General features: G+C 50.2%; 15 protein-coding genes, 1 pseudogene and 2 CRISPR repeat arrays. Of the genes and pseudogenes, 2 read left to right on the top strand and 14 right to left on the bottom strand.

Annotated elements, in window-relative coordinates:
• Window positions 1-234 precede the first annotated feature (234 nt).
• Window positions 235-1,442: pseudogene (locus ACZ5EH_RS12570) on the top strand (IS3 family transposase); the annotation flags it as partial.
• Between the two features lie 168 nt (window positions 1,443-1,610).
• Window positions 1,611-2,245: direct repeats of the CRISPR family, unit length 35 nt; unit sequence GTCTTAATCCCTTCTCAAATCAGGTCTGTTCCGAC.
• Window positions 2,246-2,485: 240 nt separating this feature from the next.
• Here the strand turns inward: ACZ5EH_RS12570 and csm5 are convergent.
• From csm5 to cas6, 7 genes are all read right to left on the bottom strand, one after another.
• Window positions 2,486-3,982: a type III-A CRISPR-associated RAMP protein Csm5 gene (gene csm5 / locus ACZ5EH_RS12565; RefSeq protein ID WP_464274228.1), complete on the bottom strand. Its 1,497-nt coding sequence runs from the start codon at window positions 3,980-3,982 to the stop codon at window positions 2,486-2,488.
• On the bottom strand, window positions 3,979-4,977 hold the full coding sequence (gene csm4, locus ACZ5EH_RS12560; RefSeq protein ID WP_464274227.1) for a type III-A CRISPR-associated RAMP protein Csm4: 999 nt from the start codon (window positions 4,975-4,977) through the stop codon (window positions 3,979-3,981). Before csm4 ends, csm5 begins: the two co-directional genes overlap by 4 nt.
• On the bottom strand, window positions 4,974-5,774 hold the full coding sequence (csm3, locus tag ACZ5EH_RS12555; protein WP_464274226.1) for a type III-A CRISPR-associated RAMP protein Csm3: 801 nt from the start codon (window positions 5,772-5,774) through the stop codon (window positions 4,974-4,976). The genes csm4 and csm3 overlap by 4 nt, the downstream gene beginning before the upstream one ends.
• 10 nt (window positions 5,775-5,784) lie before the next feature.
• Complete coding sequence (gene csm2 / locus ACZ5EH_RS12550) at window positions 5,785-6,168, bottom strand: type III-A CRISPR-associated protein Csm2 (RefSeq protein WP_464274225.1); 384 nt, start codon at window positions 6,166-6,168, stop codon at window positions 5,785-5,787.
• Window positions 6,169-6,184: 16 nt separating this feature from the next.
• Complete coding sequence (gene cas10, locus ACZ5EH_RS12545) at window positions 6,185-8,761, bottom strand: type III-A CRISPR-associated protein Cas10/Csm1 (RefSeq protein ID WP_464274224.1); 2,577 nt, start codon at window positions 8,759-8,761, stop codon at window positions 6,185-6,187.
• 95 nt (window positions 8,762-8,856) lie between these two features.
• Window positions 8,857-9,987, bottom strand: coding sequence for a CRISPR-associated ring nuclease Csm6 (gene csm6, locus ACZ5EH_RS12540; protein WP_464274223.1), 1,131 nt, complete (start codon window positions 9,985-9,987; stop codon window positions 8,857-8,859).
• A gap of 3 nt (window positions 9,988-9,990) precedes the next feature.
• Complete coding sequence (cas6, locus tag ACZ5EH_RS12535) at window positions 9,991-10,986, bottom strand: CRISPR system precrRNA processing endoribonuclease RAMP protein Cas6 (protein ID WP_464274222.1); 996 nt, start codon at window positions 10,984-10,986, stop codon at window positions 9,991-9,993.
• A gap of 785 nt (window positions 10,987-11,771) precedes the next feature.
• Here cas6 and ACZ5EH_RS12530 point away from each other — a divergent pair.
• Complete coding sequence (locus tag ACZ5EH_RS12530; RefSeq protein ID WP_464274221.1) at window positions 11,772-12,038, top strand: hypothetical protein; 267 nt, start codon at window positions 11,772-11,774, stop codon at window positions 12,036-12,038.
• A 79-nt stretch (window positions 12,039-12,117) separates the two neighbouring features.
• Here the strand turns inward: ACZ5EH_RS12530 and ACZ5EH_RS12525 are convergent, their stop codons facing one another.
• The 7 genes from ACZ5EH_RS12525 to cas7c all read right to left on the bottom strand — a co-directional run bounded on the left by ACZ5EH_RS12525 (window position 12,118) and on the right by cas7c (window position 17,884).
• The gene (locus ACZ5EH_RS12525; protein WP_464274220.1) at window positions 12,118-12,540 is read right to left on the bottom strand and encodes a hypothetical protein; all 423 of its coding nucleotides are present in this window, start codon (window positions 12,538-12,540) and stop codon (window positions 12,118-12,120) included.
• Window positions 12,530-12,742: a hypothetical protein gene (locus ACZ5EH_RS12520; protein ID WP_464274219.1), complete on the bottom strand. Its 213-nt coding sequence runs from the start codon at window positions 12,740-12,742 to the stop codon at window positions 12,530-12,532. Before ACZ5EH_RS12520 ends, ACZ5EH_RS12525 begins: the two co-directional genes overlap by 11 nt.
• A gap of 406 nt (window positions 12,743-13,148) precedes the next feature.
• The gene (locus ACZ5EH_RS12515; RefSeq protein WP_464274218.1) at window positions 13,149-13,757 is read right to left on the bottom strand and encodes a hypothetical protein; all 609 of its coding nucleotides are present in this window, start codon (window positions 13,755-13,757) and stop codon (window positions 13,149-13,151) included.
• Between the two features lie 2 nt (window positions 13,758-13,759).
• A CRISPR array of direct repeats spans window positions 13,760-14,785; the repeat unit is 32 nt; unit sequence GTTTCAATCCACGCGCCCGTGATGGGCGCGAC.
• A gap of 180 nt (window positions 14,786-14,965) precedes the next feature.
• A complete protein-coding gene (cas2, locus tag ACZ5EH_RS12510; RefSeq protein ID WP_464274217.1) occupies window positions 14,966-15,256 on the bottom strand; it encodes a CRISPR-associated endonuclease Cas2 in 291 nt (96 codons plus the stop codon).
• A gap of 6 nt (window positions 15,257-15,262) precedes the next feature.
• On the bottom strand, window positions 15,263-16,297 hold the full coding sequence (gene cas1c / locus ACZ5EH_RS12505) for a type I-C CRISPR-associated endonuclease Cas1c (protein ID WP_464274216.1): 1,035 nt from the start codon (window positions 16,295-16,297) through the stop codon (window positions 15,263-15,265).
• Window positions 16,282-16,968 (bottom strand): CRISPR-associated protein Cas4, encoded by a 687-nt coding sequence (cas4, locus tag ACZ5EH_RS12500; protein ID WP_464274215.1) that lies wholly within the window; start codon window positions 16,966-16,968, stop codon window positions 16,282-16,284. The genes cas1c and cas4 overlap by 16 nt, the downstream gene beginning before the upstream one ends.
• 7 nt (window positions 16,969-16,975) lie before the next feature.
• Window positions 16,976-17,884: a type I-C CRISPR-associated protein Cas7/Csd2 gene (gene cas7c / locus ACZ5EH_RS12495; protein ID WP_464274214.1), complete on the bottom strand. Its 909-nt coding sequence runs from the start codon at window positions 17,882-17,884 to the stop codon at window positions 16,976-16,978.
• Between the last annotated feature and the right edge of the window lie 8 nt (window positions 17,885-17,892).

Genomic DNA, 17,892 nt, shown 5'->3' with positions numbered 1-17,892 from the left:
AAATATTGCTCAACTAATAATTGTATTGCAATGCAATTTTATTTTTTGCAACTAATAAATTTATTGATGAATATTAAAATACAATATATTACATAATTATTGATCATTTTTATTCCGTCACCCAAGTAGAATATCTATGAGTAGTGACTAGCTAAGGGCACGTTTTCATAATACTGAAGTAGCCCCCATTTCGACCGGACACCTCGCAAACGCATAGGAGATAGGTCTAGCACTATGACCAGACCTGATGCTAACGAGAGGTACAGGGTAGAGGTTGTCACAGAGGTGCAGCGGAGGCGCTGGAGCATCCAGGAGAAGATGCGCATCGTCGAGGAGTCCTTTCATCCTGGTATGACGGTCTCTTACGTTGCCCGCAAGAACGGTGTTGCGCCAAGTCTGCTGTATCGATGGCGCAAACTCATGAGCGAAGGGGGCATGGTTGCCGTGAAATCCGACGATTCGGTGATCAGCGCGTCTGAGGCCAGGGACATGAAGAAACGGATTCGTGAGCTTGAACGTTTGCTCGGCCGCAAGACCATGGAGGTCGAAATACTCAAGGACGCCCTGGAGGCTGCCCGCGAAAAAAAACTGATCTCGCGTTCGCAGTTGCCCTTCAAGGACGATACGCCGTGAAGCGCATAGCAGATACACTCAACGTTTCACGCTCGAGACTGAATGATCGCCTGGCAGGCCAGCCCCGTATGCGCCCCCCGAGGTACTCAAAGGCAGAAGACGAAAGGCTGTTGCCTGAGATACGGGACATCATCGACGAACGCCTGACCTACGGCTACCGCCGCGTCTGTGCGGTGCTCAACAGGCGGCTTCGTCAGCGGGGTTTGGCGCCGGTAAACCACAAACGAGTCTACCGCATAATGAAGCTCAATGGCCTGCTGCTCGCAAGGCATACCGGCAAGCGCGCTGACAGGCCTCATGACGGCAAGGTCATCGTACTGAAGCGCAATGTGCGCTGGAGTTCTGACGTGTTCGAGATTGCTTGCGACAACGGCGAGTCGGTTCGGGTCGCCTTCGCCCTTGATTGCCGTGACCGCGAGGTCATGTGCCATGTCGCCACGACCGGGGGCGTTTCCGGGGAAATGATCCGCGACTTGATGCTTGAATCCGTGGAAAAGCGCTTCGACGGAACCCCGGCACCGTACCGGGTGGAATGGCTATCCGACAACGGCTCCTGCTACACGGCAAAGGAGACGGTGGAGTTTTCGGCTGAGATTGGCCTGGTATCGAAGTTTACGCCCGTGAGAAGTCCGGAGAGCAATGGCATGGCGGAATCGTTCATCAAGACTTTCCGAAGGGATTACGTGAAGGTCAATGAGCGACCTGGTGCAGTGAGCGTCATGGCAGCCCTCGGAGGCTGGTTTGAAGACTACAACGAGAACCACCCCCACAAGGGGCTGAAGATGATGTCACCACGGGAATATATCAGGTCCATTGAGTCAGTGGACCAAGGCACGGCAGAGCCGGAGGGGCGCTGCCGAGAATGGGCCAAAGTGCAGCTCGTCGGAGGCAGCGTCCCGGAGGCGGAACAATAACTGGGGTGTCCGGTTTAGCGGGGGCAACTCCATTCCTCAAAATCTCCGTGCGTGGAGTGCAGAGTCTTAATCCCTTCTCAAATCAGGTCTGTTCCGACCACAATGAATCTCTACATTTACGACTCTGGCGCATCATCGTCTTAATCCCTTCTCAAATCAGGTCTGTTCCGACTAGCGGAGCCGGCAGCGGGTGGAGGAGCTGGAGCACCGATCTGTCTTAATCCCTTCTCAAATCAGGTCTGTTCCGACCGGAGGTGCAAAACACTATATTCACCCCGCCGATTTCAGGTCTTAATCCCTTCTCAAATCAGGTCTGTTCCGACAACCGGGGTTTTATTGCACTATTGACGAGGATAAGTGCAACGTCTTAATCCCTTCTCAAATCAGGTCTGTTCCGACAAAAATGGACCTGGAAGAGGCCGGCCGGGGTATCATGGGGTCTTAATCCCTTCTCAAATCAGGTCTGTTCCGACCGAGGCCCCCTGATGATGAAGCTTGTTCTTAACTTAGGTCTTAATCCCTTCTCAAATCAGGTCTGTTCCGACATGGATATTTTCGGCAAGGCGGAGGCGCAGGTTTACCGCTGGTGGTCTTAATCCCTTCTCAAATCAGGTCTGTTCCGACACCCCGTAGACATCCAAATACTCGGGGCATTGCTTGCCCGTCTTAATCCCTTCTCAAATCAGGTCTGTTCCGACAGCACCCCTTTTTTCGTTTTTACTTTCAACTTGTTAGATAGCATGTTTCGGGAACCTCCGGTGCAACGGTTTGATTGCCAATGGACAACCGAAATACCGCCATGCATTTTAAAGTCTATCCAATTGCAATTACACATAAATGCAGTCTTGCGCGAACCTCCAGGAACAGAATTTGAGCATATCTAATCAATTCAGCAAATTAGAAAAAATCATAAATATGTTCTTAAGGTTCCCGCAAAACTATTGTTTGCCCAAAATTTTCCTCACTTGTTGCACTTTTTCATATTGTTTCTTCTTTTTCGGTTTCACATTCCAATCACCTGCATTTTTCCATATCCTCTCAAGCTGCCTGGCCGCACGGAGCTGCAATTCGCCTTCAAGTGACAGAATCTCGTCCCAATGTTGCCCAATCGCGGTATTGTCCAATATACCTTTTTCAAGTTCCAGAAGAAGACGCTCCTCTTTTGGCATAGCTTCCAGCTCAGCCTGATATCTGGCTTCTTCAGCGAATTTGCGCTTTTCTTCTGCTTTTCGTGCAGCCTCAGCCTGCATTTGCCGACGGACCTCCTCCATGGAATCCAGACGCAACACCACCCACCCCATGGGCAATGCATCGTTGCCTGTAATTGCAACCTTTCGGGTTTTTGGGAATGGGTAACTGAGATGATTGGTATTCGGGGCAAGCTTAAGCTTTCGACGAAGGGCACAATTATTCAGGGCGAGATCATCTGGAGAAAGGAGCTCCCCTGTCATGCCTCTCCAGCCTATTCCCCAACCAAGGTTACACATTGCCTCGGCCTTGCCAAGGGAATCCAATCGCTTCAAAAGACTCTCATAATGAGTCCTTAACTGTTCAATATGCAGACCCGATTTCCCTTCCAGAAAAGCAATCTCGTTTTCAAGAAAATGCCGAGAGAGCTTTCTCAGCGTCATCAGCAGTCCGTCGCGGTCTAACTTAGCCCGAAAACCAAACAAATCAGAGCATTTCCCCTTGGCAGCAGCTTGCAGAAAACCATCGAATGAAATCATGCCTGCCGAAATCACACCAGTATTCAATCCCTCCACAACGTTGACATGCCCCTTGGGCGCAAATGTTCCTTTGGCTTTCAGCGAGAGGGTAAGAACTTTAAACAATGCAAGATCGCTACACTTAAAAGCAATGTCTCCCACTCGAAGCGTCCGCATAAGGTTATATTTTGCGTCCGTACCAAGAACGTGTTTCAAAAGCTCTGCATCTGCGAATTTAAGTTTACCTCTCCATTTTGCCAAACGTGTCTTCTCTGAATCCAGGAATTGCTGCAATTTTGGATCTGTCCTGACAAGCAGCTTAACAACCGATGTTCTGAAGGCTCCTTTCAAAGAACTGCCCGGTAAAAGAGGATTCCCATTTCCGTCTCTGATATGTTCACGAATTTCACGAGGAGGATTTTCCTTGTTTGTGAAGTCTAGCGTATGTCGTGTTAATTCCTTAAAAAGACCAGATTTCTCGAGCCATCTTTTAAGTCCGCCATCTTCTATCGCCGCGACCAGCTGTTCTATCTGATCATGACTGAGCCTGCTCTCGACAATCTTCAGCCAGTTCCGAGGCAGGACTTTCAGGATGGCGCCTCCAGTTGGCATCTTCTGCCTAAAAAATTCAATATCTGAGTAGTAGACTTCCCCAGATCCCACATGAACTGGTGTCAGTGTCTCAATCGTGCATTGAAAAGCCTGAATTGATGGTGTTCCCGTACTCATCTGGCCTCCCTGTTCATAATTGGCAGCGTGAGGGCTCTCGCGTAACGCAATACAGGGTGCCTGGCCCCGTCACTTTCGCTGAGCACTTCAGGAATATCACCCTTAACCTGTTGTAAAAGGGTTGCCCCCTCGCCTAGCACCCAGAGGTCCGCACGTCTGAGGTTACCAACAGCTGGTGTTGCGGCATGCCCCCCCCTGCGGACGAGCTCATAAGAAGCCCCCTTAAGAACCCCCTCGGCAAGCTCACTAGGAGTGGGGTGATAAAGAGAAAGCAAAAGTTTTTTCCCTGAATCTTCTGAGTGAGAGAGATTTGTTTCATGAGAAGTAAACGTAAACCGTCCTCTCCCAATGGAACGATCAGCACCAAGTCCTGTATCGCCTAGAAGTCGGAGCGCAGCCTCAAACATCTCCCTGATGGAGGTATCATCGGATTCATACAGAAAAAAAAGTCCGCTTTTCGGTTTAAAGTACTGATCAGTACAATAGAAAAAGCTCTCCCCCTCAACGCCCCCGGTCAGCCTGTCAATTCTCTGCCTAGGGCGCTGCGATGTAACCGAATGCCCCTCTGTATTTTTTGAAAGACCTGGGAAGTGGCTCTGTGCTTTTTGCAAGTCCTCAAGGTAAATCGTATCGCCACAAATCAAACGTTCCAGCAGAGACTCTTCAATATACCGAATTTTCTTGAGCTGTTTGAAACGGATTCCTGCTTCATCTTCACCTATGGTAGCCAATTCCTTTGCAAGGTCTTCTTTTGCACGAGCAGGTAGTGGATATAGCCGTTTTCCCCCGACAAGCGGAAAGCAAGAGCTCACCAGGAAAGGACATTTACTTGCCAATTCTCTTGGGGAATCATCGAAAAGCAATGACCACATTTGGGCAAGGGCGCCCCATAGTGTATCGGAGTGAATCGTCGTGTTAATGCGCTCCTGCCCAATGCCCTCGACCCCCATATGCAACGGAGTACTGAACTCAAGGTGATACGCGCGCAGCTTCATGCCACAGTCTCCTCGCGAGTCATGAACTCTGCGAATAACGGTTCGTATTCTGACGGGCGATCTTCAAGCGTTGCAGCACGATAATCTTCTGCGGTGCGTTCAATCACTGAGTCGAGAATAACTTTGACTTGACCGTACCCCCGTGAACCCTGGCCACCGAGATAGTCGTCCTGCATTAGACGCAACCCTTCACGCAACATCTCCATGTACATATCCCTAAAAGGCTTTTCATCGCCCTCGGGCATCCCGGCGTCCACATTGTAAAGATCCACAATCATCTCAAAACAAAACTCGGCTCCTGCTGGAACACGTTCAAAGTTACGGGGATTCGCAGCAGATGTAAGGCGGTCTATGCTAACCTCTGTCTTTAATTCCGTCCCGTACATGTCTGTGCTTCCAGATTTTTCAATCTGCTGAATATTATTCAGCTCCCCATCACGCACTGTAAGCCGTGTGGGGCCGACAACAAGAAGATCACCTGTCGGTATCTCCTCTGCCGGGAAACCGAAAAGCTGCACCAGAGGCTCTGCCGGATTCTTACACAGAGGGCCAACCCAGTTGCCCTTGGCGTCTTGCTCAATACGAATGAGGTTGTGACTTTTTTCGAGTAGGGAACGCAACTTCCCTTTTATGCTTGATCCTGGGGCATATGGCAGGTTACTTACCGGGTTGCGGACTATGACTTTGTCTGCGCCCCCAATACTAAGCCCCAGAGAGGCACCACCGATATGCATTCCAGTTACAAGCTTGAGGGTACCGCGAAAAAAAATTTTCCTATCAAGTTTGAGCATTTTCATCTGGACTCCCCTATTTACCGCCCTGAGCACGGTGATATGCAAGTATTGCTTCGAAAAGACTGCAAAAATTCACAAAACGCTGTTTAATAAGAGTTTCTTCTCCGCCAACAACTTCATCTATCCCTATTAGCATCCCGTCTTTCAGTTCCTGTAATCCCAGGGCGTTTGATCGACTGGCAGCATATGCCAGGTAAGGCTTAAGCATCAAAAATTCTGCGAGATTATTTTTGATCCCTTTTGCTTCAATTGACTTCAGTCTTGTGAAGACTTGTCTTATTTGCGATGTGGACAATTTTTTATCGCTAAGCCCTCTGCCGAAGTCTTCGACCTCTTGAAGAGATCCAAGATCTGGTCCTTCACTGACCCATTTCGCGATTGTTTTTTTCTCAAGCATCCTGTTCCTCCAAACTTCAGTTGCTGTCCCTGAATCGGAACTCCAGCCACCTGACAAGCAAGGGTAATAGTTCAATTCCAACGCGAGTACTTGAACCAATTTCATCGACTAGAAATTTCTGTATTTTTGATACAACAGGCGCAAGACTGGGATCCATCGCTACGTATCGCTCCAGACTGTAGACCATCCTCCATCGCCACCGTTCTGCCTGAAGGGCATCACGTATCTGATCCATCCCCATCTTTGCAGATTTCTTATCTATCATGTCCTTACTTTTAGCCCAGGACATGGCAATTTCTCTGAGACGATGAAGTAAAGGCCTATTACTCTTCACTGTAAGTACGGCTTGCAGTGACTTATTTTGCTGACTCAAAATCTCAAATTCTTCCCAGTGCATCTGTGTACCTAAGAAAGAAAACGCTGCCTTTTTTGTACTTTTCCGCCCTCCTGTGAAATATGTTCTATGTTCCTTTGCACGATCCTCCTCTTCCCCCGCCATCTCTGCACTTTTGTAAATTGGAAAACGACCACCGCTCAGGATCAGGCCGCCAGATAAGGAAAAACAGGGGTTCATGCAGCAAAATTCCGAAAACTTCCGCTTTACCGTCAATGCCAAGTCCGGAAGCGCATCCCATGCTCCCAGTAAAAACAAATCGTCACCACCCGAATATACAACCGTAACCCGCTGTTCCTCCTGCACTTCCTGATCTTCAACTATCCGTGGCAGGAGATATTCAAAGAACAACCTGAGCTGCCAACTCAAGGTTGTGATGCGAGCAAGAGAATGAAATCTTCCAGTATCGCTTATCTCCTCATGTCTGTAATTTTTAAGACCTTTGCTAAAAATACGTCCCAGATTGTCTACATCCATCCTTAATATGCCCAAGCGTTTGATACCTTTTGACGATGTGGCAATTGCCTCAAAGTCTTTTTCAAAACGATGATTGCTCCCTAGCATTAGAGGAGCACATGCAACTCTACGTCTGATAGTCTCTTTAAAAGCGCTAAATATGTAGTCGTCGCTATTAATAGACCAAAGCACTACTGCATCTGTTTCAATTATTTTTGGCTCATCTTCTAACACCCATACGTTGTATCTCATTGGCATTTGAAGAGTTGGCCTCTGTTTAATGACTCTGTCTGTTCTTCCAATTACAATAAAACGTGCATTTCCAAGCTGCCGCCCCAGCTCCTCAAGACCAATGCATGTCTTGCACCTTTCTCTGCCTCCTTCTTTCCCAGTTGAGGCATGGCAGACTTCACATGTTTGATGGCCTTTTGCAGAACTAACCTTAAATATTTTCTCGTAAACTACATCTGGATCGAGACCTGAAAAACGCTCGTAGTCTTTTTTTGCTACATCGCGTGAAAGATTTTCCCAGAGGATATCCAGAGGATTGCCCTTTTCATGGCACAAGTCCCCACCTGAAAGAGCCTGGAATCCACTTCTTACATGAATATCTCCATTGAAATACTCAAACAATTCCAGGTTAAGGTCATTAAAGATAATTTCCAATTTCCTTAAGACTTCCGGAATGTTTGGCAACAGGAGGTAACATTTCCCCCCACTGGCATAGAGAATATTTGCAATGGTTAGTTTGCATTCTTTTACGACATGGCGAGCAATAAGCTCACTCATCAACTGAATGAAAAAGGATCTTCCTTTTAGATGACGATACGCGCCCTTGGAAGATATTTGGTATATAAATTGCTGAATACCAGCTATATCAGCACAAAAGAGAATAAATTTCTCTGTATCCTTATCCGCAAGAACCAAACTACTGGGTTTCTTTGTATCATTCTCATGGTATAAATAGAGACAACTGGCGATTGCAGCTGTACCCTTGGCATGCTCGAATAGAGACACGTCAGGCATATCATCGTACCTTGTGGAGGCAGGTATGCACCATTGGTACTGGCGGCAGACTTCAAACAGCGTCTCGAAATCGTCGACAGGATGCAATTTGCTAGGTCCCGCATCAGCTCCGAGCATATCAAGAAAACCACCCCATAAAAGAGGATAATCTTTTTCTACGTCATGGCTTGTATAATCTTTAAATTTGCGGGGAAAGATATGAGTTTCTAATTCTTTTTCGCCTTGTATTGCTGGAGATAACGGGCAGTACCAGTCATGAGAATTTTGTGACCCTTCATCTACTTGTACGCGGCTTAGTATGCTGACAAGTGGAATCTGATTTTTTCGTTGTCTGCCGGTTGTGGGGTAGCTCTTTGCAACTTCATCTGCACTTGCCCTCTCATGCCCTGATGCCCATTGATCAGCTATTTGAACTATTCTTTCAAAATAATATCGTGGCTTATGATGACGACTTGCGAGGTTGATCAATGTTTCATCTACATTATCTTCTATGCCGACGGACACATTTGAGCTATCACCAAAAATTCTTTTCAATGCCCATTCAGTCGAATAGGCATGAGCGTATCGATACTCTTGTTCAATCTCTTCTTTATCACCCATGGGGACTTCACTAGCCCTTTCAGCAAATTTTCCTAGATCGTGAAAGAGTGCTCCAGCAGCAATACTTTTACAAACGTGGGTTGCGTTCCACGAATTCTGAGCAGAAGACTTTGACATTATCTTACCTCACAAATCATAGTTTCAACTCTTGAACACTGAAGCTAGAATCACATGAAATCGATCCTTCAGCACCATTGGCAACATTTCCGTCTTTACCATCTGATCTCGATGGCTTCCTTCTCAATAGGAATGCCATATCGCTTCGCCCCATGTTCTCCACAGGCGCTGATAGAAAGGGAAGGACCGTCATATAATCCAAAAGCTCCCTGAATATCCTTATTTATTTTTGATCTATAAGAATTGAAGTTTTCCTGGTTCAACGCCACTATTCCCGTATCACTCATGCCCTCTAAAACGCGATCCGTATGAATCCGCTTTTCATAGAGAGCTGTCAATTCTTCCTGGCTATCCTGTATTTGTTCTTGTGATATAAAACAATCAAGGCATTCACCGCAACGGGACTTCTCACAAGCAAACGTCTTCTTAATTTGGGCGAAAAAGGCATAAAGGGCGAGACGAGCTGGTGGCATATCGAGTTCTATGCCCTTCCAGGACAATTTCCTTTCCCGGAGGTCCACAATAAGCCTTGGGCGTTCTTCTCTGACCATGGAAAGCAATAGCGCAGCTGGGTCCTCAGGAGCCTTCAGCATCCCCTCGCTCAGCCGTTCCCGTACTGAAACGAATGGCATGTGTACGAGGGTAACCTTGGCGTAGCGGGTTTCCTTTACATATGGTTGCCCCTGCTCGTCTCGCAGGGACACAGGCCTTGATTTGGGGGGTGGATAAAAGAAATCCTTGGAATTTTCGAATTCCGGTGAAACGAGAACATGGTAGATTCTGTCCTGCCGACGGCCATAGAACTGGGCGGCTAAGGCCAGGCAGGCTCCCATGGTCTTACGTCCACCTGCTATTGAAAAAAAGACCCTGCTCCCAGAATCCCTCGTTTCCTGAAAAGCCGTTTCCATGCATGCTCTGAGAAAGTACTCGTTATCATCCTCACTTGAAATATCTGAAATGGGATTGCCATTCATATCTTCTACGGCAATCACGTTTCGAGATGTGAAGTCGATACTCTCTCCTTCAAATCGAAAATCCTTCAAAAATCGAATGAAATGTCCATATTTTGGATCAAAAAGATGTGCATTACATGCCGCTTTTCCTGAAATTGTCGTGAGTACCACGACCCTATCGATCTTTATCTTCTTCAAAAAAAGCGCATACAGCGTCTCAGTGATTACTTGGGGGGTACACCCGCAAACAGCGAGAAGCGTGTTGCTTGTCATGGGTCAGTTCTCAAAAAACATATAATCGACCTTACCAAGGCCGAAAACAGTTTGTTTGCCAACGTGCACCAAACGGACAATTTCCAACAAGGGTAAAAACTCTTTGATGTCACCTTGATACACAACGTTTCCAACGATTCCCCCGAATTGCATTGTCTTACCTTGTCTGCTCGAGTAGCGGGTCCAATCCATCCAGCGGGAGTTATCTTTTATTAGATTCACTTCTTGTGAACGATATACTAGCCCCTTGTAGTCGAGGTCTGGCTCCCCTCCCCCATAAACGGAATAGAGAGCTGAAAGCCTTCTCAGGACAGCTCTGACGAGAAGATGAAACGGTAGTTCTGTGGCTAAGGCGTTAAAGTTCTTAATCCTAAGAGGAGTCACCAAATCCAGGCGAAGCTCTCCCTTGCCTCCAGCCTGGCCAGCAACAACCTGCATACTTTTTGGTGAAACATCATCGCTCAACACCTTATTCTTCCCATCATATATCGTCTGGTCCTGACAGGTTACCTTCTGGACATGGAAGGGGCTAAAACCCTTTTCCCTACTGGTGCCAATCCCATCTTGCCCCATGTTTTCAACAGCATAAACAAAATATGGTAGATAATTATTCATTTCACCAAAGAGAAGCAGGCCAATTTCAAAATCCTCCCCCTCTGCATATTCCTTTTGGAGTGCCAGAGGAGGCTCAAGGACATATGGATGTGGAGGGGTGGGTGATTTTTTATAACTAGAATCCCCCCCCTTTGGGGCTTCAAACGCCAAGCTGTATACACAGCGCTTGGCGAGAAGACAGGACGAACAATCATTCTTTCTTAAGGCACAAGCTGCCAAGCGGAGCGACCTCCCAAGCATGCCCCTTATAAGTGAGCCTTTAAAGGGCGGTAGCGTAGCCTGTTTTGAAAAACGACAATAAAATTTGTATTTATTTATCAACATAAAATCTCCAATCATTTTAAGCTGTATAGCTTCAAGCTTTCCCCCTGTAAAGTTTGGCAATGTTGCCGCCTGATATTCCCAGGATAAAACTGTCTAGCTTACTCCTGACAAAGGTACGAACCATTTAAAACCTCAGCATTGCACGACTATTAACCGTGCATAGAATCAATATATCTTAAATACTTTCCCCACATGGAGCATTGGCCTGTGCAAACATTTCCTTTTCATAGGTATTAATCATATTCTATAGTGGCCCTAAAGTATTTCCTATTCAAAAGGTATGCTTTTACGCAAACACGACTACACCCTGGCCGCTCCCCCCAATCGCTTATGCAAAAAGAGGTCTCCGTAGACAACACAACGCAAAACTTTTTAAGATATTGTATGAAGTGTTTCCCTAGAATTAGGAGCACCTGACAAAGGACTTGCTCAACAAAACCTACTATTATAATAGTTTAAAATTGCTTTTAAAACATCGGAATACACTAAAAGCAAGTCATCTACGTACTGCATCAGGCATGGAGGAGACGCCAGTGATGGGCGCGACTGGGCTAGCCCGACGACTGCACACCGGCCAACGTTTTTCAATCCACGCGCCCGTGATGGGCGCGACGTGCCGTTATTGGGACGCCTCAACCGCGTTTGTCCCGCGCGGAAACCACAGTCAGGACGCAATATTCAAAAATTTGGAGAAAGAGAGGAATGGGTGCTCATTTTTCGGGATGCGGCTGAGTAAGCCGGAACCTCAGCCCCGTCGCCAGATCATATCCCTAACCCCGGCGGGCGATCCCAGAACGACGGCCGATAGTGATTAAAAGATAGGTAATACTAATGCGGGAGTCAATATGAAAACAAAATGGATCGACATTTTCACAACAGGTCGCCACAGGGATCATAGTGGCCAGCCCCGGGAATGGACCAAGGCCGATCTGAACCGTATGGTCTCGGGTTTTGACCCGGCAACACGGCGCGTGCCCCTGGTTATCGGCCATCCCAGGCTGGATGATCCGGCCTGGGGTTGGGCGTCCGCGGTCCGCCGCCAGGGCAGTACTCTGCAGGCAGCTTTCGGTGATGTTGACCCCGCCGTGGCGGTTTCAACCACGCGCCCGTGATGGGCGCGACCTCGGCAGCCCTCGAACAGGGGCGCGGCCTCGCGCAATGTTGCGGCAGGGTAGAATGCGCCGTTCAGGCTCATGCCCTCGCGAATGATCCGAACTTCGAAGTGGCTTGCTCCGCCAGCCTGGGGTTCTGCCTCCACGAATACACTGGTTTCCGTTGGCGTTGGTTCCGGGGGGGCTGTCCGCCAGCACAGGCAGCCGGCACATACTGCGCCACCACGCTCTGCGGCTCGCCCAGGGTCAGGCTGTCGCCCTCACCCAGCACGTAGGGATAGCGCCAGAGCTGGCCGTCCAGCTCGACCACCACGGCATCCTGGAACAGGCCACGCACAAACGGCCATGGATCATCCTTGCCCTGGGCCGTGAAGAGTTCTTTGAGCCGGGCCTGCAACCGTTCGCGCAGCTGCATGAAGTCGCCATCCAGCGCCTCGCGCAAGCGCGCCGGCTCGCACAGCCCAAGCGGCCCCAATCGGGCCAGCAGGGCTTTAAGATTCATGCGACACCTCCAGTTTGCGGCCGTCCACGGTTACCACCCGGCGGCCGTTTGCCGACACCGCAAAAATGTGGGCGGGGTTGATGTCCAGGCTTTTGGCCGCCTTCTCACGAGTTGCGATTTCCTCCTTGCCAAGGCCATCCCGCCAGGAAGCCGGCTTGTCGGCAGCCTGTTCGTTGGTCTCGTTCTTGGTGTCCTTCGCCATCACTGCACCTCACAGGGGTTAATTTTCCGCGCTTGACGCGCCGTTTGTTTCGAGGTTTATTGCATGTGCGGGACTGAACCTGAGCCCGGAAAACTTTCCGGCCCACGTCCGCCCCTTTGTTCCTGAATCAAAACGCTTCGATTAAACGGGCATTTAACGGGCTGTATTGCACGAAAGGGCAAACTGGCGGCCCCGAGGTAGGGCGTCCAGGCATTCGCCATTCTGGCGGCCATTTCGTGCATTTTCCGTGGTTGCATTTTTCCCCGGCAGTGTTATTTTCTTTTAAAGGCCGCCGCGACTCGTCAGCAAAGTCGCTATGAGATGATACGGGTCCAGCGTTTGCTGCATCCGGCCCGGCCGCACCAGCGGTAATCGGGGGCGGGGACGGAGCGCACCCCCGCGGCGGTCATATTTTCCCCTCAAGAATTTCATAGCGCTTCTCATCACGCAGCCCCTCAGCCTGCTCCTGCCGGCCAGTTTGCACCCAATTGTGTCTGGTGCGCACTTTTTTGTCCTTATCTCTCAACTTGATCGGAAGCACCCCGAGGTGTCCCGGCTTCCCTCCTGCGGGTTCAAATACAAACAACAACGCGTTTGCCCCCTTCTCCAACAACACAGCTTTAGGGCGTGCAAGGTGGTCTTGAATGTTGATCACGTCTTCGAGGGGGACGCCTTTATTGTCCGGCGCCTTATGCCCCCGCTTGCCGGTTGTGCCGGCCTGAGAGAGAAAATGGCGGACGCGTTTATCCGAAATACCGATTTCCCGAGAGACCGGCGTTAATCCACGGGCCTCCAGTTTTTCCATAAGAGATGGGGCAAGCTGTCCCACCGTGCGCCATTTTTCAGCTGTGACAAGGCCCTCAAGCCACGTGCGGTTTCGTGCCTTCTGGGCCGCGTCCATAACCGCCTCGCTTGTTGTCCGTGGCTGTTCGATGGGAATCTCGCCAGGATGGCGCATCTCCCAGTTTTCCATGTAGGGCAAAGAGACGCAACCGCAGTTTGCGGCGTGCCCCACCGGTTCCAATCCACGCGCCCGTGATGGGCGCGACGTCCCGGTCCGGACATGCGGCCTGGACCAATGCAGTTTCAATCCACGCGCCCGTGATGGGCGCGACTTCCATAATTCATAATTAAAAATGCAAATAAAATGTTTCAATCCACGCGCCCGTGATGGGCGCGACAGGCAGGAAGTCCCTATGAATACCGCAAGGCCAAGTTTCAATCCACGCGCCCGTGATGGGCGCGACCAGGCAGCCTGGGCAGGTCATAGGTGAAGTCCCCGTTTCAATCCACGCGCCCGTGATGGGCGCGACCTATCGCCACGCCCCAACATACAGAGCCTGTGCAAGTTTCAATCCACGCGCCCGTGATGGGCGCGACCTGGCATGTTGATTTCAGGACCAGGCTCTATACGGTTTCAATCCACGCGCCCGTGATGGGCGCGACCAGCTCCGACTGGACCAGACTGATAACAGCTGCGGTTTCAATCCACGCGCCCGTGATGGGCGCGACTCCAGCAAAAATCGTCCAGGCCGCCAGCAGATAGTTTCAATCCACGCGCCCGTGATGGGCGCGACCTGCGGTTGGCGGTCCAGGTCAGCGCCGCCTCAAGGTTTCAATCCACGCGCCCGTGATGGGCGCGACTTGGAGGGGGTGGAGGTGGCTATTTCAACGGATTGTTTCAATCCACGCGCCCGTGATGGGCGCGACCCGTCGATCCACTGCCAGACGTTGCCCCAGAGGCCGTTTCAATCCACGCGCCCGTGATGGGCGCGACTTGTGATGGAAGAATCAAAGGTCGATCCGACGGCGGTGTTTCAATCCACGCGCCCGTGATGGGCGCGACTTCACCCTGGGGCATGCCGAAGCGGCTCTATCTGGTTTCAATCCACGCGCCCGTGATGGGCGCGACAGGTCACGGACGACCCTCGCGACCCCGGCGGCCTGTTTCAATCCACGCGCCCGTGATGGGCGCGACTGGCGCTACTACCACGAAAAGCTCCACCAGTACGTTTCAATCCACGCGCCCGTGATGGGCGCGACCGCTGCTCCCCAAAAACGCTTGGGGCAACGCTTAGCAAGACTAAATACGCGAACCTCTTTTGGTTGCCTGTTGTACGATATATCTCTTACATACGCTACTATGACACATATTTATGGATTCAAAGAACTTTCGACTCTTCCCAGTAAAACAAGAAAAATTTGGGCGCTTCAGGTTCGCGCTCAAATCAAAAGCACTCCCTCTGGATTATAGCCTTCCTTCGCGCCCTGGTGCTCCACTCTGCGCTGCCAATTTTTACCAAGGAAATAGAAACGCAACGAGTCCGTCTCCGGATTAATGGTCTCTAAAAGATTCAATTTCAACTGCTGCCATTGTGCTGGTTCCAGCAGGCATTCAAACACCGAAAACTGCACACGCTGCCCCTTGTCTTCGCATAGTTTTGCGACCTTACGGAGCCGCTTCCTACCTGCTGCCGTTTCCGTATTCACATCATAGGATACAACCACCAACATTTCCTCTCACCTCCAGACAAAAGGGGGATATGCATCAAGATCGCCCCTGATGGTACGCGCAAGGAGAACGGCCTGGGCATGCGGAATAAGACCAAGTTCAATCTTCTCTTTTAAAAAAGGGTGTTTTACGCATACCTCTCGTTTACGGTCCTGCCACAAGGTAATGAGTCGTTTTCTTGCCTCGTCGCAGAGGACTATGCCACCGCTTTGCGTTGTCTTGAAATCCTTAGCCGTGGTCTGTTTCCTGTTAATGCAGGAAAGTACAAACCTGTCCACCATGTACGGTCGCAGTTCCTCCATAAGATCAAGCGCAAGACTGGGGCGCCCCGGCCTGTCCTGATGCATGAAACCAAGCTGCACATCCAGGCCGACAGCTTGCAACGCCGCGCTTACGTCATGTGCGAGCAAGGTATAGAAAAACGAGAGTAAGCAATTGATGTTATCCAAAGGGGGGCGCTTGTTTCTACCGGAAAAACAAAAATCCTTTTTCTGATGCAGTACGAGATGGTCAAACACGCGAAAATACGTGGAGGCTGCTTCTCCCTCTATCCCGATGAGGCTGCTGACATCAGGTGTGCCGGCCAACCCTTGAGCCAGAGCCGCGATACGTGAGGAAGCATCGCGCAGAAGTTCCTTGTTGGCAGTGTCGTCTCGATCCCGGGCCGCTCGAAGAAGCAATGTTTGAGAGTTGCGCAATTTGGCTAGAACAAACGAACGGGCATACCCTGCAGCACGTTCCGGAGCATCTGCGATGCGGAACTGCTCGCGACGGAGCGTGATATTACCGGAAACCGGACCACGAACCGTTGCAAGATAGCGTCCTGAGCGAGAGAGAAACGTCAGCAGGGTACCATTTTCCGCAAGCGCATGCATCAGAGGCGGACTGGCACCCACACTGCCCCAGCATACGACACCTTCCAGGGTGTGCAGGGGCAAGGATAATACACGCTCGCCTTCAATGCTCACATGCAGGGTTTCATTTTTTTTCGAAAGATAAGCACCAAAGGTAGTAACATACAAAGTATTCAGCATTCGTCGCATGGTGGCGCCTCTTTGCGGATATCATCCATAATGTCATTGCAGTACCGTATGGCGTTGGCCTTGCCTATGCGCGGCATACAAATGTGTTCTAACGAGCACGCTGTACATTTTTTACTCAATACAGGCTTTGGTAAATCCTCCATGGCCAGGAGCTCATGAAGTTGCACAGCATTTTTATAGGTTTTTTCCCGTAAGGTGGCGTCAAAATTAATGGACAGACGACGTCTGGTCTTTCCAAAGAACAATGCGCCTTCCGGAATCGAACATCCGAGCATTTCCTCAAGACACAGGGCCTGGGCGCAAAGCTGGGCGATGTAGCCCTGCTCTCTACGCAAACGCCCGTTTTTGTATTCCACGGGAAAGGGGCGCCACAATCCTTTCAAGCCTGGCACTGTGACCGCGCCGGAATCCTCCGACGTAGCGCGGTGAAATTCCACCACGTCAGCAACGCCATAAAGACCCAAAGCCTTACTTCGCAACGGCAAGGCACGGGCAATACGAATATCCCCACGGGATTCGCATGCAAAAACATTATCCGCCGTCTGGTGCAAATGCCGGCCGTCAACGGTGGCTATGCTCTCGGCCCAGGCCTTGTCGCGGTGAACAAGAACCACCCGACGCTCGCAATAGAGCAGATGCGCCAGGGCCGAGAGCGGATATTCTCGCTGCATTCGCTTGCTACGCCACCCAGTCTGAAACGCTGACATTGGGCGGGCAAACCTTTTGTAGTTCATCAAGCGAGGTAATGGAGTAATCTGCGAAACTTCGAGGCGTATCAACCCCTTCGCGCAGTGCGACATTCACTAGGTCGAACAACTTGCCGGCGGGTGCATTGCCTAGTGCGGATGCATGTTCAAAGGCAAAGGCATGGCGCGCGCGCATAAGTCCCCGCGCAGCAGAACGGTCTATATCAAACATATTAGCAAGGGCTTGTTTCAAAACGTCGAGATCGTCCGTGGAGAACCCCGTTCCCTTTTTGCCTGCGGCAGCGAAAACAGGATTGATAAATACATGGGCGGCATACAGCCCATAAGCCACTGTGTGCTTGCGTCCCATTTCGGTTCGCGCGGTGGTTTCGGATGTTTTTCTCTCTGTGGTGTAGGCCACGCGGGTAATGCCGTGCTCCGTATTGAGAACACGATCGCAAGACCTGGCAAATGTGACCTGCACAGGTCCCTGAACCTGCCCACAGTTGAAGTCAGTTGTACTCATCACGGCGCCAAAGGCTCGTACATCAAAGAAGTTTTCACACATCCACTCCCGCGCCTTGGAAACGTCGTTGCTGTCACTCTTGCTGCCTTTGGCTTTGAGCTTCAGGTTGTCATAGGGCATGCGCTGCCGACTTTCCAGGCTGTGCCCCTGCAGGATGAAAATATCGTACCCTTGTTCCACTGTACCGGATTGCGACTTAAGGGCATGCACATAATTTCTGATCTTACGCTTAAGACAGACATCCGATACCAAGCCTTGGAAAGTTTCAGGATCAAAACGGGGAGTGTTGTCAAAATCGGGGTCACCATTGGGATTACCGTCTTTGACGTCGAAGAGGTAGAGAATGTCAATACGATTGTCGATGCTAGTAGTCATGGTATGCT

Source organism: Desulfovibrio biadhensis (assembly GCF_055388615.1).
The sequence above is the reverse complement of the archived record's forward strand: the minus strand, read 5'-3'. Positions and strand labels throughout refer to the sequence as shown.